Consider the following 21,470-nt stretch of genomic DNA (forward strand, 5'->3'; position numbering starts at 1 on the left):
GTTTCTAATTAGAAGTAAGCAATTTTCGTGCTTGCCCTAGCAATAAGTTTTCACTTGTCTTTGTAGTATTGCCTTCAATCACAGCAAATACTGGCACGCCCAGAATAATGGAAATATCATCTCTACCGCGAACTCGCCTATCTAACAACTCTGCCAATAGGCCAAAACCTACACCTAGCACCATCCCCACAAAAGCGGCCAAGACTATATTTAAAAGGACTCTAGGACTACTAGGGACAGTTGGTGCAATGGCAGGATTCAAAATAGCAATATCACTTTGATTTGATTGACCCTCTATGCTAGTTTGGCTAAATCGTTGTGTGACAGCATCTATAGCTTTTTTTGCAACCTCTACATCTTTCTGGAGAATGCCCATTTCATCTCTCAAACGATTTAAGGTCAGTACCTTTTTCTTTTGTATCTCAACTTGAGCACGAAGTTGCGACTCTCGTTGCTGGTTAATGCTTGCTGAATTACTAATACTATTTGATAAACGCTGCGCCTCTTCATGCAACTGACTTCTAATTTTATTCGCTTCACCTTCTGCAGATTTATAAGCAGGATGATTCTTGCCTAAGCGCTGGGCTAATTCAGCTAATTTAGCATCTGCACGAGCTGAATCAGACTTTAGACCTTGTATTGTTGGGCTAGATGCAATATCTGGGGCATCTAATGCGCTTCTCTGAGAGTTTGCACTACGTGATTGCGAATCTATCGAAGCCGCTTGCACCATGCTCAATTGTGTAGATAGCTCATTCAATCTGATACTTTCTACATCTAATGTTTGCTCAGGGTTGGTAATACCTTTTTCTTGCTGATATGCAGACAGTCTTGACTGTGCCTGCTCCAAGTCGTCTCTTAAAACTTTGACTTGCTGCCCAAAGTATCCTGCAGCCTGTTGTGCTGGCGCCACTTTTAATTGAGTACTGGTTTGTTGATAGTTTTCTGCAAATGAGTTCACCACAACAGTTGCAAAATTGGGGTCTTCGCTATTAAAAGAAATTTCTATGACACTACTTTCTTTAGATGGCTTTACCGTTAGATTTTTCAGTAACAAATCGGACAACCAGTTTTTAATATCTCCTACACCTTTAGCTGATGTCCTGAACAACTCTTGTGCTTGCTCAGATTTATCCAGTCCAAGCTGACTAACTACTTTAAGTGCAATATTTCGGCTTTGTATAATATCGTTCTGCGTTGCCATATAACCTGGCATTAACTGTGCAGGCAGCACCATGCCTGTCACTGGATCCATGCCTTTATAGTTGAGTAATAATGAGGTTGTTGCAGTATAGCTCTTGGGTAAAAATAACGTCACTACGGTTGCAGTGAATACTGTAATTAAAAAAGTAATAAGAATAACTTTATAACGCGCCTTTAATATCAGTAAAAATTGAAGCAAATTCATAAATATCCCTAAAATAGACTTTCTTCAACATACAACACATCATTTGCTTTAATTAAGTCAGTCAACTTAGGCACTACTTTTTCTACAACACCAGCATCATTGCGACGCATCAGTTTAATATTGCGTTGCGTACCACGTACAGTTGGCCCTCCACCTTGAGCTAGCGCCTGCACTACCGTCATATCTCGTTCTACCCTATAACTGCTTGGACGTTGTACTTCACCATAAATGTAGTACACAGGTGCGCGGTGTACATAGATTTGGTCATTGGCAAAGACGTACATGTCTTCAGTAGTTTCACTTGAGAGGAAAAGACCTGCAACATCAAATTCTTTTTTGAATGGCTGCCCGTCGTGCATCCCGGTAACAACAACAGAATCTGACGCAGTAGGAATCATACCTCCAGCGAGTGCTAGCGCATCTACAAGTCGCATTTTCACACCGTCTAAAGAGAACCTACCTGGGCGCAATACTTGCCCTATAATTGAAACTTGGTTTCCAGGAGTGATATAAATTACATCCCCGTTGCTCACTAAAATATCTTGAGCCTTTTTATCTCCGAGAAAGAGGGTAGCAAGATCAACTTCATACTTATAAGGCTGACCATCACGAGTACCTAATAAAAGAGCCATTCCATTACCTGCGTTGATTGATACACCACCCGCAGTAGCTACAACGTGACTCAGTGGAATATCTGAAGTTTCTAGTGGATAACGCCCTGGTCTATTTACCATCCCCAATACTGCAACCTGATTACCTCTAACTAGTAACAATACAATGTTGACTTGCGGCTCTTTTACATAACCACCTTTAATCAAGGCCTGAGCGATTAATTGTTCTGCAGCTTGAATACTCTTTCCACCAACCTTCACCTCACCAATTAGAGGATACGTCACTAACCCAGTACCTGAAACACGAGTTTCCGTCATTAGCTCAGGGTTCTGGAAAACGCTAATACGAATAGAATCTCCAACACCAAGCAAATAGTCCGGCTTACCATCCGCTCGAGCTAAATTACTAAACGACATGATTGTCAAAAATAAGCCTATTAAAGTGATGAATCTTAAAAAACGTAGTTTCACGATATGTCCTTGAGTAAAAAGTTATCAGGTCTGTTCATACTTATTTTAAACCTGCTACACCAGCTTCAATAGTTGAGTCTTTCTTTGACTTCTTTTGCTCTTCTGTAAGGTTCGAGGCAGCTTCAGCTTTGTCAGCTGCGGGGAGCTTAACTTGACTAGCACCTGATTGACTCGCAAAAGCACCTAAATACTCAATTTTGGCTTCTTGGCGGAATTTTTTGATTTTATCTTCAACGATTTGCTTGCCTCGCGTATTAATAAAGTAATTTTTAATCATTGGAGTTGCTTCAAGCAATCCGACTGGCGACTCTTCAATACTTGTTAATTTGATGGCATGAGCAATATCACCAGACTGCCAAACAAACATATCACCATCTTTTAGCAATTGCATTTTGGGTAAAATATCTAATGGTAACTGTTCTGCTGGACGTGTAAACGAACCACTTGAGAATTTAATTCCTTTAGCTTTTAGACTCTCCGCAATATCCATCATCGACTTCTGCGCGGTCACATCCCCTTTCAAAAGCTCAAGTGTTTGCGCATTGCTTTGTGTACTAATGTCTTGCAGGTTGTATACACGACGTTTAGAAAATAACTCGGTATGCTCGTCGTAGTATTTCTTGAATTCACTATCATTTATTTCTGAAGAGCTAGCCAACATTTTCTTTAAATAGGCTCTTGCTAATATTTCTTTTTTAGCGGCTTCTATCTCTAAAATTACATCTGGAGTTCTATCTAAACTTTCTTTGCTTGCTTTATCAAGCACAAGTTGCTGATCAATTAGCTTATCTAAGGCTTTTTTTCTGAATTCCGCAACATTTTCTGCGGTTACGTTTTGCGCACCAGCCATCACCGAATCTATTTGGTGCGTTGTAATTTCCACACCGTTCACTTTGGCTGCTATTTGCGAACTAGCGACCTTTTCGCCGCCCTTACCACACGCAGCTAAGTTGCAAAAAATAACAACCAGAGTAAGTTTTAGAATTTTATTCATCAGCATAAAAACCTTGTAAGTAGATTAAAAAGTAAGTTGTCCATTGATACCAACCGTATTTGATGAAAAATCTCTATCTGCAAAATTTGAGTCTCTTTTATCATGCTGCAAATTAACACCAAACCTCATAGTACTCCTTGGCACCCAAGTAGCCTCAATACCATATGTAACTCCATCATCAATCCGAGTAGGCGTTGTTGCACTTACTATAGGACCATCACCAAGAAATTTTCTTTTGCTTGCTGACAGAGAGCCCCCAAGCGTTACTTTTGAAGTTAAAGCCCAAGTTGGCCTTATGCTTAGCACATCGTTCACAGTGTAACTACTAGTGAAATCCTGATAAGACGCAAGTTTTCTAGTCAAATCAACACCTACATTTAGTTTAGCACTAGCATCCCAAGAGTAATTGACTCCCCCAAAATACCCAGAAAAGTCCCGCAAACCATACGTATCATCCGTATGTCCATTATGACCTAAATTTGCAGTTAACTTAGATTTACCCGAGAGCCTCCATAATGCGCTTAACTCTGCTTCATTTTCAGAAAAATCTTTACCAACTTGATTTGGAACATTAATTTCTTGGTTCTCTCCATCTCTTTTACGCAGCTTCAATGCAATAAAATTATCGGATGGAAATGAATACTTAACTCCAACCTCCGCTGCGTTAAATTTGAAACTAGTTTCTTGCAGAAATGTTTGGCTGTTGACACTCTCAAGCTTAGTATAGCCGCCTAGTAAGTGCCAAACATTATGTGGTGACCAGTCAAAATCGAACATTTGCATTTCGAGAGTGCGTATATTTTGAGTGTTTGAATTTCTATTATCGAGAAATGGTATCAAATCAACTTTGCGCTCTGATGATAAATTACCCTTTAAACTAGGTGTAAGCGACCAAAGCCATGCCGCCTTATAATTATTGGAGTTAAAGTTTAGAAAACTAGCGTTGTCGTATTTGCTATCCAAATGAGAGTAATCAAATCTGAACGCTTGCAAGCCATATTTTTTATTCACTTTAATGCCAAAATTCGTTCTCAGCACATTATCAGATCGCTCAGCCGCCCCAGTTGGGTTTTGGCCATCTGGCAGCAGAAATAAATTATCATAATGACTATAGTCCGTTCCAATCAAAAAGTTAATTGTATCGTCGCTATCTGCATAAGCCGAAGTGGCGGCGCACTGAAATAAGAAGCAAGAAATTACTAAAGCAAATGTCTTGAACGCATTTTTATTGTGTTTATTCCCCACAAAGGATTCGTTAAAGCGATGCAACATACAATCCATTAGAGAGGTCTGACTTTGATTCAACAATGGCTTCACGAAGCCTAATACTCATGGTTTGCAATAAAGTTAGTAAGAGCTTATTTCCCAACCGGGGCATTTGCAAAAGAACATCATTTAGTGTTTCACGTGTTAACACTGCAAAATCTGTTGGCAAAACCGTGACACAACTGGCAAATCTTGGACACCCATCTATCATGGACATCTCGCCAAGAGTGGCACCTACACCAACCTGCGATATTAGTTTAACTTCTCCTGTAGAAATAGTTTTAGTAACCTCCACATTACCAGTTAATATTAAAATCAAGAAGTCTCCAGCATCACCCTCTTTTAGCAAAGTCATATCTTTGGGCGCTGCATAACAATGCATCAATTGACACAGCGTTCTCACTTCATCAAGACTAAAAGTCTCAAAAAGCTTAATATCTTCGATTATTTCAAAAATCTCTTCTTCATACTGATCTGCCCCACCTAAATATACCAAGTCTGGATGCAACTCCATAATTTCTCTTTTCATAATTTCACTTAGCACCCGTATTTACTTCGTTCTTACGACAAGCATTACCAAATCTCAGCACACAAGACTTCTCATTTGTTACGTTAAATAAAAAGCTGGCACATTTCGTGCATACTCTATTGCAGTGCGCATTATCTTTACAAAATACCACTATTTGATAATATAACCTTTAAACACCACTTTCAATAGTCCGAATGCATCTATAGCAAATAAAAATGCTGACTAGCGAAAGGAGTTTTATTAACTCGAAAAGAAACCCTGCATGATAATTGAAGAGCATTTAATGAATAGGCGTGAATCAGGGTTGAAGAAACTCATTCAAGAATCTTTGCATATTCGCTCACATGTTGAATTGCTATTTTGGCTGCAGGGAGATTTTCAACGTTACATTCCGCATGAAGTCATGATTGCCGCTTGGGGTGATTTCTCACTTGGAATCGTATATGTTGATATTGTTTCAGCACTACCAGGGGTTAGAACTGGGAAAATTTCCAGCAAAAGCTTAACCGCCTTACTGCAAAATCTTTTTAAATATTGGCTTGAAAACGCCAAGTCTCCTTTTACCCTAAATGTAGATAAAGGTATATTTCACGAGCACGAATTAGGCTGTATTGAAGCTAATATTAACCTTCAAAAAATGAAATGTGCTATCGTTCACGGCATCAAAGATTTTAGGGGTGGGCATGATTGTTTATATGTTTTCATTAACGCTTCAGCTAGAATACTCAATCGCACAAGTAAAATGACGCCTGTATTTTTACCTTTTATCGACTCAGCCTTAAGACAGCTAGAACATCTTCCTGAGCAACTTCCTGTTGTGCCGCCGATACTTAATGAACCAGAAAGTGAATTTGTTGATATACTTTCAGACAGAGAGTCAGAAATTATGCTTTGGGTTAAAATGGGGAAAACTAATCACGAAATAGGAATGATACTTAACATTAGTGCTTTTACTGTTAAGAATCACTTACAGCGTATTTTTAAAAAATTAGATGTTCTAAATCGCGCACAAGCTGCCACAAAATATAATCGAATATATCAATCTTAATGAGCAATAAAAACTATCTTCCTCTCGTACGTAAAGCATCTGGCATTAGATTAGCGCGCGACAACATTCTATCAATTACAGAGTCATTAGCCGATCCATTGGTCGCTGTTATTGGCTTATGGGCTGTCGCTTTTATTCAAGAAGGCCATCTAGGCCCAATCTATCTATTTCTTTCGCTGATTATCTTTTTTCTCTCATACCCTGGTGAGTCTAAAGTAAACCTCCCCATCAATAAAGGCGTCATGAATATAATCGTCACGTGGATAATCTTGTCTTCGTTACTGATACTGTTTGCGTACACAACTCGTTATATGTATTTGTTTTCCACTCAAACCATTGTCTTATGGGTGGTCTTAACGCCTATTATGCAAATCCTTGCCTTACTTCTCCTTAGAAGCATGGCGCCACTCATCATGTCACTTCAAGGCCCAGTTAAACAGGCCGTTATTGCTGGCATTAATGAACAGAGTATCGAACTTGCGCTGAGACTGAATGATACAAAACTTCAATCTACGAACATCATCGGCTTTTTTGAAGATCGGACTTTAAAGCGTGTTGCAGAAAATACGGATATCGATGTACTACTTAATGGCAATATTGGCGTTTCAATATTAGGAAAAATCGATGAATTAGCTGATTACATCAAATCTCATCAAGTTAACATCATCTACTTATCTTTACCAATGTCTGGTCACCCGCGCATACTTAAACTGCTTGATGACCTTAAAGACACTACGGCTTCAATTTATTTTATTCCCGACATTTTCATGACAGACCTTATTCAAGGACGCATGGGACAAGTCGATGACATTCCAGTTGTTGCAGTATGTGAAACTCCATTCACAGGTTTTAATGGCGTTATTAAGCGTTCAGCCGACGTTGTGTTTTCGCTGGCAATACTTTTATTAATATTACCAATACTTATTATTATTGCAATTGGCGTTAAATCAAGCTCACCAGGCCCTATCATCTTCAAACAACGCAGATACGGTCTAGACGGGAAAGAGATCCTCGTCTACAAGTTCAGATCTATGTCAGTTTGTGAAGATGGCGGCGCAGTCACACAAGCAACAAAAAATGATCAACGTGTTACAAAACTTGGCGCCTTTCTGCGCAAATCGTCTTTAGATGAGCTGCCTCAATTCATTAATGTCCTTCAAGGCCGCATGAGCGTGGTGGGGCCACGTCCTCACGCTGTTTCTCATAATGAAATGTATCGTAAGCTCATCAAGGGCTATATGATTCGCCATAAAGTGAAGCCAGGCATTACAGGCTGGGCTCAAGTGAATGGATTACGTGGAGAAACAGAAACGCTTGACAAAATGAAAGCGCGCATTGATTTCGACTTAGAATACCTACGCAACTGGAGCCCAAAACTAGATATATACATCGTGTTTAGAACGATAAGTGTTGTATTCAAAGGCGAAAAAAATGCTTATTGAGCACCCCAGCTGTTTTACTTTATAGCTGTTTGCATAAGTTCATTTTCATGATGGCTGTCCTGGCAGGGATTCATCACAGGTCTATTTAAAATACTGAATCCAGCAGCGCCTTCTTGCAAAATCAGGCCTTATATTTTTATTGACAATAAACTCAGATATAACAGGCCTTCCTACGATCAACGCATTTGATAAGACTTGCTTGGGTTTAGCTCTTTGCAGCTACGTTTGCTCTTCAACAACCGACTTCCATTAAGAGCTAGAGCACCCTGTTACAACAAGTGATTAGACCACATTGACTGTAACGTTTGAAGGTTTCAATATATATTAAAACGTGCGGCTCTAAAACCTATGAGATTTCAAGAAACCAACCGTTCGCGGACATCATGTAGTGAGATAACCCTACCTGTAATCAACAGCCATAGGTGATTCGTAACGGAATTATTTACAATAATATCAGCGGTACAAAGAACACAAACTCAATACAAAAAGCCCATTCATTGAATGGGCTTTTTTTTAATCACCGTAGGCAGATTAATACATTAATCTGCCTAAGTAACTTATACAGATTTACGACGACGTGCTACAAAGCCCATTAAACCTAAACCAGCTAACATCATGCCATAAGTTTCTGGCTCTGGAACTGCTGAAGCTGCTTTAACCGTAATACCGCCAAGGTAAGTACCACCATTTGAGCTACTAGCATTTAGCGCTAGTGAATACTTACCACTAGATGAGCCATGCACATTCGCAAATGAAAATACTCCATAGTCTGTGTTTGTACCTGTAGAAACTACAGCATGACTTACAGCATCTACCAATGAAAACGATGTAATGTCAACAGAGCCGAAACCGAGATAACTAAAAAATACATCAGCAGTGTAACTTGTAGAAGGCGCTAGTGTAAATGTACCAATGTAATCAGTAAAGCTACCTGGAAGAGCTATACCTGAAAACGTATAGCCAACTGGACTTGCCTGAAATGTTGTTACTGTTGCGCTAGCGCTTGTTGATAAAGAAGCTGCAACTAGACCAGCAGCTAAAACTAAAGCTTTTAACTTTAAAGATTTCATGATGTTACCCCTATAAATATTAAAAAATTAAACTAAAAATACCGTTGAATCTAACATTTTTAAAACCAAACAAAATTGCTATAAAACGTATTTCTCTGACAAGCATTAGACCTTATTAGCTGCTAGCGAACAATAGTCCATACGTACTAAGCTATTAAGCTTGTTTATTTCTACGTGACATAAAGCCCACACCCAAAAGACCAAGCAACATCATTGCGTAAGTTTCTGGTTCTGGTACTGCAGATACACTAATCAAAGTGAAATCAGATTGGTTTGAACATGATCCACCTGCGGTTCCACATACACCTTTTAGCGCAGTGAATGAAAGCCCCTTAACTCGGACATCACCAAATGGGTTACTAAGACTCCAAACGCCGCCATAACCTTCTACAGCCTTACTTAAGTTCGCGTAACTTCCTTCACCTGTCCAAATACCGGTAGTTTTTCCCGTGGCTGTAAATGTAAAGCTGCGCACTGAGTTGTCTAAATAAGTTGCTGTAATTTGCGCTTTTTCATTCACATCACCGTATTCAGGACCATCAAACAATAGACCCAATTTAAAGTTGGTAATGAATATGCCTTTAGAAAAACTAGCATTAATTGATTCTCCGATATCAATTTCACCTGGCGTTCTTTCTGAGCCATGCTTTGGTGAAACACCCACACCTTGATAACCACCTTGTGCAGTTTTAAAGCTGAACTTACCGTCATCTGCGCCCACTTTCGCAGAGAAAGTAGTGTTGATATCACCTAGGAAAGTTGTTGAGTAGCTGCTATTTGTACCGAAATTTGTACCGTAGATAGTGTTAAATGTGTTGGCTGTAGCGTTGGCTGCTAGCGATGTGCTTGTTAAAGCGGCTAATAAACCCAATTGTATAAGTTGACGTGTTTTCATGATTCATCCAATATTAAGCAAATTTGTGAAAGCATCTAATTAGTCTTAGCCTGCTTTGAGTACAACCACATATTACTAAATTAGATTTTTTCGACAATAGCCCGTTAGTACTAACGACATGAGTTCGTTAGTTAGTCCATTAGTACTAACGCTATGCATTGGGATTAAGAGAGACCTTGATTGCAAGCCATTTTGCAGTAATGTACTCAAGCTAGGAAGCAATTGCACTGTAGCTTGAGTATTTAAAATTCATTTCCTTCTGAGCTATTCTGACTAAATCACCCAATAGTGATCAATTAACAGTGCTGCAAATAGCAGTGTTAAGTAAATAATTGAATACTTGAATGTCCTTTTAGCTAAGTCATCAGAATAATGACGATAAAGACCAATCACATAGGCCATAAAAATCACGTTCAGAATAATTGCTGAGATTAAGTAAAGTAAGCCGCTCATACCAAGCCCATAAGGCATGAGTGAGACCGCAACTAAAATTATGGTATACAACAAAATATGTAACAAGGTGAACGCTTCACCATGCGTCACTGGCAGCATAGGCATGCCGACTTTTGCATACTCTTCACGTCGATATAATGCTAGCGCCCAAAAGTGCGGTGGGGTCCAAGCAAATATAATCAAAAACATAATCAATGATTCTGGCGATACGGTATTGTTAACAGCAGCCCAACCTAGTATTGGCGGCATAGCACCAGATGCGCCGCCGATGACAATATTCATTGGTGTAGCTGGCTTTAGAAATACCGTATAAATAACCGCATATCCTACAAATGTTGCGAAGGTTAGCCACATGGTGAGTGGATTAACGTAAAAGTACAAAATGGTCAAGCCTGTGCTACCGAGTATGGTTGCAAATACTGTGGTTTGCGCTGAAGACACTTGTCCTGTAGGTAGTGCACGCGCACGTGTACGTGCCATAATCGCGTCAATTTTGTGTTCAATCAAACAATTAAAGGCAGCTGCGGCACCAGAAGCGAAAGCAATACCTATTGTTGTTGCTATAAGTAATGGCCAGTACATAGGCAGCTCTGCTGGTTTTGCAAGATACATACCGATAATCGCCGTAAATACAATAAGTGAGGTGACTCTAGGTTTACATAACGAGAAGAAACTTTTAAAGCTTAATCCTATATTTCGCATGGCGCTTACACTGTTACTCATTTTACTTTCTCGCTTGTTTTCATGTAATTCAACTATCATTGTGTGAGCTCTACTTTTTATATCCAGTTATTTTGGAGTTCATTGTTACTAAAATAATGACTAATAACCCTGCAGTAAAATTGTGTGCAACGGCTAGCACTAAGGGTAAATGTAATAACAGGTTGGCAATACCTAACGAGATTTGAGCGCAAAGCACAATCAACAAAATAACGCCTATACGTTTCATCTGCCAGTACTTGAAGGTATTGAGCGCTAATAAACCTAAGTATATAAAAGTGATTAAAGCACCCAATCTATGTGTCCATTGTATTGCGGTGATGGACGCGAGTGTTAATCCACCGCCATTAGCGCCTTTGCCAAGTTCCCGTACCATGTGGAACGCATCTTTAAAGTCCATTTCAGGCAGAAATACACCGTGACATGTAGGAAAGTCTGTGCAGGCTAAAGCGGCATAATTAGTACTAGTCCAGCCACCTAAAAAAATCTGCATAAACAATATCAACAATCCGATGCGCATCGTGACTCTTAATCGAGTTGAAGTAACGATAGTGGCAGAAGAATGCCCCCAATGCCTATGCGCTATCCAAGTGAGTATGGCTAACGTAGACATTCCCCCAAGCAAATGCGAACTGACAATGGCAGGTTTTAATAACATTGTCACGGTCCACATGCCTAGCATAGCTTGAAATGCAATTAATATAAGTAAGAAGCTTGGCGTCCATGGTGAGCATTTAATTTCTCGTTTAGCCTTCCAGCCAAGGATAAAAATCGCCAGTACGATTAAACCTAAAGTACCTGCAAAGTAGCGATGAATCATTTCTCGCCATGCCTTACCAACTACAATCATATTACTTGGATAAGCACTTTGTGCGCTGGCGATCGCGGCTTCGCTTTGCGGAACTGTCAGCGTGCCATAGCATCCTGGCCAGTCTGGGCAACCTAAGCCCGCATCGGTAAGTCTAACGTATGCGCCTAGTGCAACAACTCCTAAAGAGAGCATGGTGCCAATTAAGACTAACGCTCTGAACCATTTAAAACTTTTTGAATTACCGTACATACTTATCCTGCCCAAGAGTATCTTAATAAGCGAGTAATGTCTTTACGTACATCCGCCAAAGGAAAACTAGCTGGATAACTCATCATAAAATAACCGAGCGAATCCACTAAATAGATTCGATTAGTGCTCATTGGATTTTCTGCTTTAACTTGAAACTCCTGAGCAAGACTCGACACCTTAGCTTCCGGTTTATTGATGATAATTAAGTCAGGGTAATCATGTTTAATTTTCGCAACATCCTGTGTGTTGGTAATTAATACGCGTTGCGCACGCTCAATGTCTTTGTAAAGTGACACGTGTAGTTGACGTAAATCATGTAGATTATCCAGGCAAGCTTGTTTACATTCTGCTGCCACATAAACAATACTCCATTTGGTTTTCCAAAACTGATCTGACAATAATAAGCCTTGTTCATCAGTAAGCTCTTTTGGGTTGTTTAATAGGCGCGGCGGATTAACTAACTCACCCAAGCTATTGCCATTTGGTTTCCAGTTAAATTGATACATCAATATCACCACGATGACAGGCACTACAAAAAATACCACCATCAACATAAAAACCTTGCGGCCTTTACTCTGCATTTCTAATTCAGTTAATTGCTTTTCGTTTTGCATGTATCGCTCTACTAATAAAAATTGATGATGAAGGCATTGACTCAATATCTAGGGGTTAAATTAATTACAATTTATCAGAACTATTTTCTGGTCTAATTTTAGTCGTACTCGTATAAATAAATATTAACAACGCTGTAAATGCGAAGCCGAACCATTGATAGGCATAGCCTAGATTGCTAGTAATTCGCTCTGCTGGAATCTGCCAATTTCGTACAAAACCACCAGCATGACTGTCTTGATCTAACTTTATTGCCAATTCTGAAACAACAAATGGCACGCTGCGCTTATACTTTTCCATACTCATATTCTGCCAAACTTGCTGCCAAGGTTGATTGCCAGATTGAGCGCTGGCTATGGATTGGTTATCAGAACTCTCTAAAGTAAAAATCTTTTTACTAGGCACCCATACCTGACCTGTTAGCGTTTGCTTGCCTGTAGGTGTATTAAATATTGGTAGCTCCGTATGAGTATCTTTACCTAATATCCAACCACGATTGACCAACAAATACTCATTAGTATTATCAATTTTTAGTGGCGTTATCACATGATAACCCACCCTGTCACCCTCAACTTGATTGTCTAACAAAAACTGATATTTTGTTTCATACACACCTTGTACAATTACTTTCTTGTACTTCCAATCATCAATATTGATGGCTTTACTATCCGTTAGCTCTAATGGAAACTTTAGAGCTTTATCTACTTTTGCTTGATCATACGCCTCGTGAATAGCCTGCTTTTGTTGCGCTTTGTTGTATTGCCATAAACCAAGCTTAATAAACAATGGAATGCATATCAAAGTAACAACTATGCCAACTAAAGTTGGCTGAAAAACATAGCGATGCATTCTAAATTGCAATTGTTTCATTAGAGTCTCATAATGACTATTTAAAGCTTAATTGGACAAAGTTATGTTAATAAAGATCATTGTTGTATTAACTTTAATTGTTATTGTTGGCAGTTTATTTTCTGCACTATTCTTTTTATCTAAGGACAAAACCGGTGGTGATAGAACCGTTAAAGCGTTGACTGTTCGGATTGGACTGTCTATTCTATTATTTATTCTTTTATTAATTGCAGGCAAATTTGGCTTGATTGGCCATCCACTTTAAATCAACATTATTTGTAATTAATAAAACAAAATAAAAAGGGCGATGCTGCTGCATCGCCCTTTTTATTTAGATGATTTATAGCCAGTATACGAAAATAAACAAGCCTAACCATACTACATCTACAAAGTGCCAATACCAAGCAACACCTTCAAAACCAAAGTGATGCTCTGGTGTGAAGTGACCCTTCATGCAGCGAATCAAAATAACAATCAACATGATAGTACCAAGCATCACATGGAAGCCATGAAATCCAGTTAGCATAAAGAAACTCGCGCCGTAAGCGCCTGAACCAAGTGTTAATCCCATCTCTGTATAAGCTTCGTGATACTCCATTGCTTGGCAGCACAAGAAAGCAATACCAAGAGCTACAGTAAGTGCCATACCGATAATTAACTGCTTACGATTGTTCTTAATTAAACCCCAATGCGCCCAAGTAATTGTTGCACCCGATGTTAGCAAAAGTGCAGTATTAATAGCGGGTAAGCCCCAAGCTGCCATCGGCTTAAAGTTTGCAGGTGGTTTATACTCTGCACCTAGAACACTACCACCGGGACCAATTGAAGGCCAAGAAGCTAAGAAGTCCTTATATGGGGTGATATCAAGGTCGTAACCAGCTAAATCTGGAATTGAAATAACGCGCATATAAAACAATGCGCCAAAGAACGCGGCAAAGAATGCAACTTCAGAGCAAATAAATACTATCATACCAATACGAAATGACTTATCTTCCCAGCCCTTAAACTTACCAGTTACATTTTCAGTAATAACCGAACCCATCCACTTAAACACCATAGCCAGAATAAGTAGTGCACCTAATATCATCATCCATTTACCAGGTGCTTGCAAATATGCTAACTCTTTACTTCTATCGGTTGCTACGCTAAAAATAAAGCCTGATGCTAACGATAGTAAGCCTACAGATATGATAGACGGGTAAACGCTACCGTGAGGTACATAATATTGATTGTTAGAATGTGTCGCCATGCAATAACTCCTGTGCATTTTTATAAATATTTTAAATTCACAATGGCTTATAGCCGCCATTTCCTCGCCTGAAACTACTTACATTTAATTACTAAATCTATTTACTCTGACTCACTGCTGGAAAGAATGAATATGACAATGTCATATCAGATACATCTTTTGGCAATTCAGGGCTTACAAAAAACCTTAAAGGCATTTCTTTTTCTTCGCCCGGTTTGAGCGATTGCCTCACAAAACAAAAGCACTCAATTTTTTTAAGATTAGCTGCTGCAATACCTGGCGTAATACTTGGCACTGCTTGACCAACCACTACTTCATTCGTGATATTTTTTGCTACAAATAACACGGTTTCTATCTGTCCGGGATGCAGCCTAATGCTAGTCTGCTTAGGATAGAAATTCCAACCTAAACCTGGCATCACACTTGAAGTAAACTGAACAGTTACCCATCTAGAATTATCAACTTTAGCCTTAGCAGCTAATGCAGCAGAGTTTTGTGTTTTGCCATTTAAGCCTGTAAGACTGCATAAAACGTCATACAAAGGCACTAAAGCAAATGCAAATAATAAAGACCCAACAACCAACCACAATAACTTACGCACTAATTTTTTGTTTTTTAAATCCAGCTGCTCTTTAGCCGTTAAGTTTTCAGGCGCTTTTACTTTTGGTTCTTCGTTTAATGCCATATTGAAAACATAGACACCACATACCAAATCAAAGCAATGCCCCCTAAAACTAATGCGATCTTTTTATTGCTACGTTTAGTTTTTGCTTCTTGGTCGTTCATATTTACCCGAATCATATTCCTGTTACTAAACAGCTAGGTTCAATTTCAATGAACCTAGCTGCTATATTTATTTAATTACTGGTTGCTCAGTAAAGCTGTGATATGGAGGAGGTGAAGGTAACGTCCACTCCAAACCTTGCGCGCCTTCCCAAACTTTATCAGTCGCTTTTTTACCGCCTCTTGCACAACTTACAATATTGTAAACAAATAGCAACTGTGACAGACCTAGTGTAAATGCGGCAATTGATGAAATCATATTGAATTCAGCAAACTGCAATGCATAGTCTGGAATTCGGCGAGGCATACCTGCTAAACCTAAGAAGAACTGAGGAATAAAGGTCATGTTGAATGAAATTGCAGTGAGCCAGAAATGTAGTTTACCTAATTTCTCACTGTACATATGACCAGTCATTTTTGGTAACCAGTAATAAGTACCAGCCATAATCCCCATAATGCCACCAGCAAAAAGCGTGTAATGGAAGTGAGCTACCACGAAATAACTATTATGATATTGCGCATCAGCTGCTACATCGGCCAACACCAAACCAGTTAACCCACCAATACCAAATAAAATAATCCAACCCACTGCAAATAACATTGGTGTCTCAAAGCTCATTGAGCCTCTCCACATTGTTTTTATCCAGCAGAAGAACAATACAGCTAATGGAAGTGAAATTGCCATCGTGCTATACATAAAGTAAAGTAAAGCAGGTACAGGCATACCAGCAGTAAAGAAGTGATGCGCCCAAACAACCACAGCTAAAGCACCGATACCCCATAGTGAATATACTTGAGCCTTGTAGCCGTACATAGGTTTACGTGAGAATGTTTCTAGAATTTGTGGAATGAAACCCCATACTGGTAATAACAAAATATACACTTCAGGGTGACCAAAGAACCAGAATAAATGTTGGAACATGATTGGATCACCACCACCAGCGGCATCAAAGAAATGCGTACCAAAGTGACGATCAGTCAGTAGCATAGTCACAGCACCAGCTAAAACAGGAATAGTCGCAATCAACAAGAAAGCAGTAATCAACCAACCCCATACAAACATTGGCATTTTCATTAATGTCATGCCAGGAGCGCGCATATTAAATACAGTCACAATCACATTGATTGAGCCAAGTACTGAAGAAATACCTAACAAGTGAACTGCAAAAATCGCGAAGTCAACGCCAATGCCACCCTGCACAGATAGCGGTGGATAGAATGTCCAACCCGTTGCTAAAGCACCATCACCGATACCAAATAATGCAAGTGTGAATGGTAAGGTTAAAAGAATTGCTGAAGGAGGAAGCAACCAGAAGCCCCAGTTATTCAAACGCGGCAAAGCCATATCAGGCGCGCCGATTTGTAGTGGAATCATCCAGTTAGCAAAGCCCGTCGCTGCTGGCATTAATGCCGCAAAAATCATAATCAATGCATGTACACCAATTAACTGATTAAAAAACTCTGGATTCATCAATTGCAAACCCGGCTTGAATAGCTCTGCGCGAATACCTAAAATCATCGCACCGCCAACAAAGAACATGATCAGTGAAAACGTTAAGTACATCGTCCCGATGTCCTTATGATTCGTGGTGGTTAGCCAGCGCATAATCCCTGTCGGATGTTCAGCATGATCATCATGATGTGCTACCGTTGTTGTACTCATTGCTTTCTCCTAATACTCAAACTAAATAACTAATAGTTAATGCTTAAAATTTAATTGCCAATTTACTACTGGCGAGCCGTTTTTACTTGTGAAGGCTGCAATACATCGCCGACACTGTTACCCAATGCATTACGTTCGTATGTGATGACTGCGGCGATTTCGGTATCGTTCAACAATGCCTTCCATGATGGCATCACATTTTTACCATTTAAAACACGGTCCAAATGGCTATCTTTTAAATATTTTCCATCAGCACCAAAAATTGGACCATTAGCTACTTTACTACCTGTTAAAGCCGGAAATGCTGGAGGAAGACCAGCACCACTCACTTGGTGACAAACAGCACAGTTTTTCTCATAAACACCTTTACCAGTTGCAACCAAGTCTTCTTTTGTCCACTCTTTATCAGCACCTGCAGAAGCTTTAGCCAATTCATCTTTTTTAGATGCAACCCAAGCTTTGTACTCTTCTGCCGGCATCGCATCCACTACGATAGGCATGTAACCATGACCTTTACCGCAGAGTTCTTTACATTGACCGCGATAAGTACCTTCTTTTTCAACTTGAACCCAAGTTTCACGAAGAAAACCAGGTACAGCAACGCGTGAAGAGCCAAATTGCGGAACCCACCAGTTGTGCAATACATCTGTAGATGTCATCAAAATACGTACTTTTTTACCTACGGGCAAAACTAAACGATTATCCACTTCGAGTAAGTAATGCTCATCTTTCTTGCCATCAAAGCCTTTATCTGTCTGCTCTTTTGGTGTCGACAAATTACTTACAAACTTAACCCCTTTAGCATCACCATCCAAATACTCATACTGCCAGCGCCATTGTGAACCAGTTATCTTGATGACCATATCTGCTTTTTCACGAGTATTCTCCATCATAATCACACTGTGATAAGCAGGAATACCCATAATAACAAAGTCAATCACTAGCAGAATTACAAATGGAATCAGCGTCCAAAAAATCTCGACTGCTGTAGAGGGCGCTTTATCAGCAACGGCTTTAAAGCCCTTACTTTTGCGATGCGCAAAAATAGAATAGATCATTATAGCTAATACAGAAACAAAAATAGCCATAGAAATCAGCATGAACTTGTTATGCACATGCAAAGTATCTAATGCCATAGGGGTAGCTGGTGTAGGGAAATTCCATGCATAATCAGCAAAAGCACTGAATGAAACCAGCATTGCTGAAACACCTAAACCAATTTTTCTAAATACCTGCATAAAACATGCTCCAAAACTAATTAATCAATATTTTTTAATTTTTGTTTGAGCTCACGCGCAAGTAAAGCACGTTGCTCATCATTCATATAGTGTTTACCAAACTCAATTTCTTTTCCGTGCGAACGAATAAAAAGTCCGTTCCTACCAATTACGCCACCAACACTTGCTACTTCACGCAAACTAACTTGCGCCCAATGTCTCTGAAAAACTGTTGTAGTAACTTCTTTATAATCTCTTTTTTCTACAACAACACTGTCATTTCCTATGGTAATGCTTTCAAAATCACTTGAATGCAAATAGATGTAATGAAAAGCATAAGCAAATGCTAATATTTCCAAGCCAGCAAAAGGCAATACCAACCAAGCACCTATGCGAGCAAAACTGATCCCTACCACTAATACTATTCCTGCCAATGCCAAAAGAAGCCTGACTCCAGCTTTAGGCGTAAGTGAGTTATTGTGTCTAGCAATGATTTTGTAACCTAAATCAGTTATCACCACAGACCGCCCTTCACTCAGAAAACTTATTTAGTTAAATTTTCTTACACTTCTTTGACATGCGACAATTTGACGCATGTTAAAAGTATCACAAAAAGCAGTTAGGCTCAAGCGAAAAGTTACACTTATGTAACAATTTGGCAATACTAATACAACATAAATGTGGTGATTAAGCTGCCTGAATTCGGGACACCAAGGGCAGCATCCGAGCATTACTCTAGGTTTTAAATTTAAAAATTCAGGAGGTTGGCTTAAATTTTCATAAAAGTAGGCAAAAAAATGACCTGCAAAAATGCAAGTCATTGTTTTTTGGTGCCCGGGGCCGGAATCGAACCGGCACGCTGTTGCCAGCGCGGGATTTTGAGTCCCGTGCGTCTACCAATTCCGCCACCCGGGCATTTGGGAATATACATTACTGTATAATTGCAACGGTCGCCATTATAGCAAGCTATAGCATTTATGAGAACAGAAGATTTCAATTTTTATTTACCTGACGCATTAATTGCGCAGCACCCCACCGCTGAGAGAACGGCCAGCCGTATGTTGCACCTGAATAGCAGCAAAGGTGAGGTAACCGATAAGATGTTTATCAACCTACCAGAACACCTGCAAGCCGGTGATTTATTAGTGTTTAATGACACGCGCGTCATCAAAGCTCGCTTATTTGGCGTGAAACATACAGGCGGCAATGTCGAAGTAATGATAGAGCGTGTTATTAATCAACATACCGCATATGCACAAATTAGGGCATCTCGTGCGCCTAAAGTTGGCTCTCGCTTAACTTTATCAAACGCTTTTGATGTTGAAGTGACTGCACGACACGACGATTTATTTGAACTTCGTTTTTTAAGTGAAAGCTCTGTATTAGATTTACTGGAACAACATGGTGCATTGCCTTTGCCTCCTTATATAACGCACACCGCGACTAGTGACGATGAAGAACGTTATCAAACGGTATTCAGTAAACATCTAGGTGCGGTGGCTGCGCCTACCGCTGGCTTGCATTTTAACGACGCCATGTTAGACACTCTGAAACAAAAAGGTATCAACATTGCCTACGTGACATTGCACGTTGGTGCAGGTACTTTTCAGCCAGTACGAGTAGATAATATTAATGAGCATAAAATGCATAGTGAGCTTTACAGCATTTCACAAACGACTGTTGACATGATTCATGCCACCAAAAACAATGGCGCAAAAGTAACAGCAATCGGCACCACTGCGCTACGTGCTTTAGAGAGTGCCGCGAGAGTTACTGAGTCTAATAATAAAGGTTATTTGCAAGCGGGTAATGGTGATACCGATATATTCATTACACCAGGTTATCAATTTAAAGTAGTGGATCGACTATTTACCAACTTTCATTTACCTAAAAGTACCCTGCTCATGTTAGTGTCTGCGTTTGCTGGGATGGATAATATTAAAAAAGCTTATGAGCACGCCATCAATGAGCATTACCGCTTTTTTAGTTATGGTGATGCCATGCTGATTGAGAAGCACCCCGCAGCATAAATTGAATTGAACGATTGAGAACAACAGACTGACTAAACTCAGTCTCGGCTTAAACCTAACGTTATAAATTAAGTTTTGAAAGAAAGAATAATAATGCGTATTTCTACAGTGATAGTTTCAATGGCATTCGCTACCGCGCTGCAAACCTCTCAAGCAGCGATTTTTCCTGAAGCGCAAGTTGGCATTAAAATCCCATTGACACAAAAACCAAGTACACGCCCAATGACGGTAGCTTATATCCCTAACTTGAAACGTTACTATATTGCTGATGGTGGATTAGCGCCTATGGGTAGCGAAACAGAAGCGCCTATTTCTAAATCTCAAATTCATGCCTATGATGATGCAGGTAAATATATCAATTCTGCAAAACCCGGCTATGACAACCGCTCAATTTATTACAACTCAAACTCCAATAAGCTGGAAACCATTACTTACAATATTTCAAGCTTTGGTGGCTTCTCGCCGAACACAGGCATATTTTCAATTGACCTGACTGAAACAGGCGAAGTAAAAGACACCTCTTCCGATGTATTTGGCTTTAACCCCGCTTTTGGTGACGCGAATACCATGCCTAGTTATAACGCAGAAAAGAACCTGTATTATGCAAAGCAAGGACGTAGCAATAAGGTTCTGATAGTAGACCTAAAAGCCAGAGAGCAAATCGGTGAAATTAATTTAGATTTAGTTAAAGCGGGCGTAGCATTTGATGATGTCAGCGATTTCTTTGTAGCTTACACCGGCATAAAAGGTGAAGAGTTAGAGTTACTCGACATCGACCACAAAGCCGTTCTGGTATTTGATTTAACTGGCAAGTTCATAGGTAAAAGCGAGTTACCTAAAGACTTAAAACTACGCTCACATAATCATCTAAATGGCGCTGGGTATGCTAATGACATGTTATTTGTTTACCATGAGTCTGAAGGTGAGTTTGGTACCTACTATGGTTTCAAAGTGCAAAAAGCCAACTAACCATAAAGATTGACCTAACTCTTAAAAACAAAAAACCGCCACTTAAGGCGGTTTTTTTAATCTCACTTAACAGCTTAGATTAAGCTACTATTATCTTAATTTACAACTGAAGTAAGACTTATTTAGTTCTG

Annotated in this window: 21 protein-coding genes and 1 tRNA gene; 5 read left to right on the forward strand and 17 right to left on the reverse strand. The window is 39.6% G+C overall.

Annotated features, from left to right (window positions below):
• Positions 1-4 precede the first annotated feature (4 nt).
• From epsF to PSU72_RS02850, 5 genes are read right to left on the reverse strand one after another with little or no spacing between them, the layout of a single operon-like run.
• Positions 5-1,408 (reverse strand): chain length determinant protein EpsF, encoded by a 1,404-nt coding sequence (gene epsF, locus PSU72_RS02830; RefSeq protein ID WP_300430455.1) that lies wholly within the window; start codon positions 1,406-1,408, stop codon positions 5-7.
• 8 nt (positions 1,409-1,416) lie between these two features.
• The gene (locus PSU72_RS02835) at positions 1,417-2,490 is read right to left on the reverse strand and encodes an SLBB domain-containing protein (protein WP_300430457.1); all 1,074 of its coding nucleotides are present in this window, start codon (positions 2,488-2,490) and stop codon (positions 1,417-1,419) included.
• Between the two features lie 40 nt (positions 2,491-2,530).
• Positions 2,531-3,484, reverse strand: coding sequence for an EpsD family peptidyl-prolyl cis-trans isomerase (locus tag PSU72_RS02840; protein ID WP_300430460.1), 954 nt, complete (start codon positions 3,482-3,484; stop codon positions 2,531-2,533).
• Positions 3,485-3,508: 24 nt separating this feature from the next.
• Positions 3,509-4,756: an XrtB/PEP-CTERM-associated polysaccharide biosynthesis outer membrane protein EpsL gene (gene epsL / locus PSU72_RS02845; RefSeq protein ID WP_300430462.1), complete on the reverse strand. Its 1,248-nt coding sequence runs from the start codon at positions 4,754-4,756 to the stop codon at positions 3,509-3,511.
• A complete protein-coding gene (locus tag PSU72_RS02850) occupies positions 4,740-5,279 on the reverse strand; it encodes a cyclic nucleotide-binding domain-containing protein (RefSeq protein WP_300430464.1) in 540 nt (179 codons plus the stop codon). Before PSU72_RS02850 ends, epsL begins: the two co-directional genes overlap by 17 nt.
• Before the next feature lie 262 nt (positions 5,280-5,541).
• Here PSU72_RS02850 and epsA point away from each other — a divergent pair, with 262 nt between their 5' ends.
• Together epsA and PSU72_RS02860 are read left to right on the forward strand one after the other, a co-directional pair.
• Positions 5,542-6,327, forward strand: coding sequence for an XrtB/PEP-CTERM-associated transcriptional regulator EpsA (epsA, locus tag PSU72_RS02855; protein WP_300430466.1), 786 nt, complete (start codon positions 5,542-5,544; stop codon positions 6,325-6,327).
• Entirely contained in the window at positions 6,327-7,769 is a 1,443-nt protein-coding gene (locus tag PSU72_RS02860; protein ID WP_300430468.1) for an undecaprenyl-phosphate glucose phosphotransferase, read from the forward strand. Before epsA ends, PSU72_RS02860 begins: the two co-directional genes overlap by 1 nt.
• A gap of 557 nt (positions 7,770-8,326) precedes the next feature.
• Here the strand turns inward: PSU72_RS02860 and PSU72_RS02865 are convergent.
• The 6 genes from PSU72_RS02865 to PSU72_RS02890 form a co-directional block, all read right to left on the reverse strand.
• On the reverse strand, positions 8,327-8,839 hold the full coding sequence (locus tag PSU72_RS02865; protein WP_300430470.1) for an FxDxF family PEP-CTERM protein: 513 nt from the start codon (positions 8,837-8,839) through the stop codon (positions 8,327-8,329).
• Between the two features lie 154 nt (positions 8,840-8,993).
• Positions 8,994-9,734 carry a PEP-CTERM sorting domain-containing protein gene (locus PSU72_RS02870; protein WP_300430472.1) on the reverse strand — a complete coding sequence of 247 codons (741 nt, stop codon included), beginning with the start codon at positions 9,732-9,734 and terminating at the stop codon, positions 8,994-8,996.
• 273 nt (positions 9,735-10,007) lie between these two features.
• Complete coding sequence (gene cyoE / locus PSU72_RS02875) at positions 10,008-10,910, reverse strand: heme o synthase (RefSeq protein ID WP_300430474.1); 903 nt, start codon at positions 10,908-10,910, stop codon at positions 10,008-10,010.
• A gap of 49 nt (positions 10,911-10,959) precedes the next feature.
• Positions 10,960-11,967, reverse strand: coding sequence for a COX15/CtaA family protein (locus tag PSU72_RS02880; RefSeq protein ID WP_300430476.1), 1,008 nt, complete (start codon positions 11,965-11,967; stop codon positions 10,960-10,962).
• A 2-nt stretch (positions 11,968-11,969) separates the two neighbouring features.
• Positions 11,970-12,581: a hypothetical protein gene (locus PSU72_RS02885; protein WP_300430478.1), complete on the reverse strand. Its 612-nt coding sequence runs from the start codon at positions 12,579-12,581 to the stop codon at positions 11,970-11,972.
• Between the two features lie 64 nt (positions 12,582-12,645).
• Positions 12,646-13,449, reverse strand: a complete 804-nt coding sequence (locus PSU72_RS02890) for an SURF1 family protein (protein ID WP_300430480.1) — start codon at positions 13,447-13,449, stop codon at positions 12,646-12,648.
• A 43-nt stretch (positions 13,450-13,492) separates the two neighbouring features.
• Between PSU72_RS02890 and PSU72_RS02895 the strand changes: the two genes are divergently transcribed.
• Positions 13,493-13,693: a twin transmembrane helix small protein gene (locus tag PSU72_RS02895; RefSeq protein WP_013148958.1), complete on the forward strand. Its 201-nt coding sequence runs from the start codon at positions 13,493-13,495 to the stop codon at positions 13,691-13,693.
• Positions 13,694-13,768: 75 nt separating this feature from the next.
• Here PSU72_RS02895 and PSU72_RS02900 read toward each other — a convergent pair whose 3' ends face one another.
• From PSU72_RS02900 to PSU72_RS02925, 6 genes are all read right to left on the reverse strand, one after another.
• Positions 13,769-14,677 (reverse strand): cytochrome c oxidase subunit 3, encoded by a 909-nt coding sequence (locus PSU72_RS02900; RefSeq protein WP_300430483.1) that lies wholly within the window; start codon positions 14,675-14,677, stop codon positions 13,769-13,771.
• Between the two features lie 97 nt (positions 14,678-14,774).
• Complete coding sequence (locus tag PSU72_RS02905) at positions 14,775-15,362, reverse strand: cytochrome c oxidase assembly protein (RefSeq protein ID WP_300430484.1); 588 nt, start codon at positions 15,360-15,362, stop codon at positions 14,775-14,777.
• Positions 15,363-15,530: 168 nt separating this feature from the next.
• Positions 15,531-17,123: a cytochrome c oxidase subunit I gene (gene ctaD / locus PSU72_RS02910; RefSeq protein ID WP_013148961.1), complete on the reverse strand. Its 1,593-nt coding sequence runs from the start codon at positions 17,121-17,123 to the stop codon at positions 15,531-15,533.
• A 65-nt stretch (positions 17,124-17,188) separates the two neighbouring features.
• Complete coding sequence (coxB, locus tag PSU72_RS02915) at positions 17,189-18,361, reverse strand: cytochrome c oxidase subunit II (protein ID WP_300430488.1); 1,173 nt, start codon at positions 18,359-18,361, stop codon at positions 17,189-17,191.
• Positions 18,362-18,381: 20 nt separating this feature from the next.
• Positions 18,382-18,858, reverse strand: coding sequence for a DUF2244 domain-containing protein (locus PSU72_RS02920; protein ID WP_300430490.1), 477 nt, complete (start codon positions 18,856-18,858; stop codon positions 18,382-18,384).
• Positions 18,859-19,168: 310 nt separating this feature from the next.
• Positions 19,169-19,255, reverse strand: a tRNA-Leu gene (locus PSU72_RS02925).
• Between the two features lie 62 nt (positions 19,256-19,317).
• On the opposite strand from PSU72_RS02925, the gene queA reads away from it, so the two are divergent.
• Together queA and PSU72_RS02935 are read left to right on the forward strand one after the other, a co-directional pair.
• Positions 19,318-20,370 carry a tRNA preQ1(34) S-adenosylmethionine ribosyltransferase-isomerase QueA gene (gene queA, locus PSU72_RS02930; protein ID WP_300430492.1) on the forward strand — a complete coding sequence of 351 codons (1,053 nt, stop codon included), beginning with the start codon at positions 19,318-19,320 and terminating at the stop codon, positions 20,368-20,370.
• A 93-nt stretch (positions 20,371-20,463) separates the two neighbouring features.
• Complete coding sequence (locus PSU72_RS02935) at positions 20,464-21,339, forward strand: hypothetical protein (RefSeq protein ID WP_300430494.1); 876 nt, start codon at positions 20,464-20,466, stop codon at positions 21,337-21,339.
• Positions 21,340-21,470: the final 131 nt, after the last annotated feature.

The organism is Methylotenera sp., from assembly GCF_029945535.1.
GTDB lineage: Bacteria > Pseudomonadota > Gammaproteobacteria > Burkholderiales > Methylophilaceae > Methylotenera.

Excerpts from the sequence above, each read along its gene's own strand:
- epsF (WP_300430455.1), bottom strand. The coding sequence starts at position 1,408 with ATGAATTTGCTTCAATTTTTACTGATATTAAAGGCGCGTTATAAAGTT.
- PSU72_RS02840 (WP_300430460.1), bottom strand. The coding sequence starts at position 3,484 with ATGAATAAAATTCTAAAACTTACTCTGGTTGTTATTTTTTGCAACTTA.
- epsL (WP_300430462.1), bottom strand. The coding sequence starts at position 4,756 with ATGTTGCATCGCTTTAACGAATCCTTTGTGGGGAATAAACACAATAAA.
- PSU72_RS02850 (WP_300430464.1), bottom strand. The coding sequence starts at position 5,279 with ATGAAAAGAGAAATTATGGAGTTGCATCCAGACTTGGTATATTTAGGT.
- epsA (WP_300430466.1), top strand. The coding sequence starts at position 5,542 with ATGATAATTGAAGAGCATTTAATGAATAGGCGTGAATCAGGGTTGAAG.
- PSU72_RS02860 (WP_300430468.1), top strand. The coding sequence starts at position 6,327 with ATGAGCAATAAAAACTATCTTCCTCTCGTACGTAAAGCATCTGGCATT.
- PSU72_RS02865 (WP_300430470.1), bottom strand. The coding sequence starts at position 8,839 with ATGAAATCTTTAAAGTTAAAAGCTTTAGTTTTAGCTGCTGGTCTAGTT.
- PSU72_RS02870 (WP_300430472.1), bottom strand. The coding sequence starts at position 9,734 with ATGAAAACACGTCAACTTATACAATTGGGTTTATTAGCCGCTTTAACA.
- cyoE (WP_300430474.1), bottom strand. The coding sequence starts at position 10,910 with ATGAGTAACAGTGTAAGCGCCATGCGAAATATAGGATTAAGCTTTAAA.
- PSU72_RS02880 (WP_300430476.1), bottom strand. The coding sequence starts at position 11,967 with ATGTACGGTAATTCAAAAAGTTTTAAATGGTTCAGAGCGTTAGTCTTA.
- PSU72_RS02885 (WP_300430478.1), bottom strand. The coding sequence starts at position 12,581 with ATGCAAAACGAAAAGCAATTAACTGAATTAGAAATGCAGAGTAAAGGC.
- PSU72_RS02890 (WP_300430480.1), bottom strand. The coding sequence starts at position 13,449 with ATGAAACAATTGCAATTTAGAATGCATCGCTATGTTTTTCAGCCAACT.
- PSU72_RS02895 (WP_013148958.1), top strand. The coding sequence starts at position 13,493 with ATGTTAATAAAGATCATTGTTGTATTAACTTTAATTGTTATTGTTGGC.
- PSU72_RS02900 (WP_300430483.1), bottom strand. The coding sequence starts at position 14,677 with ATGGCGACACATTCTAACAATCAATATTATGTACCTCACGGTAGCGTT.
- PSU72_RS02905 (WP_300430484.1), bottom strand. The coding sequence starts at position 15,362 with ATGGCATTAAACGAAGAACCAAAAGTAAAAGCGCCTGAAAACTTAACG.
- ctaD (WP_013148961.1), bottom strand. The coding sequence starts at position 17,123 with ATGAGTACAACAACGGTAGCACATCATGATGATCATGCTGAACATCCG.
- coxB (WP_300430488.1), bottom strand. The coding sequence starts at position 18,361 with ATGCAGGTATTTAGAAAAATTGGTTTAGGTGTTTCAGCAATGCTGGTT.
- queA (WP_300430492.1), top strand. The coding sequence starts at position 19,318 with ATGAGAACAGAAGATTTCAATTTTTATTTACCTGACGCATTAATTGCG.
- PSU72_RS02935 (WP_300430494.1), top strand. The coding sequence starts at position 20,464 with ATGCGTATTTCTACAGTGATAGTTTCAATGGCATTCGCTACCGCGCTG.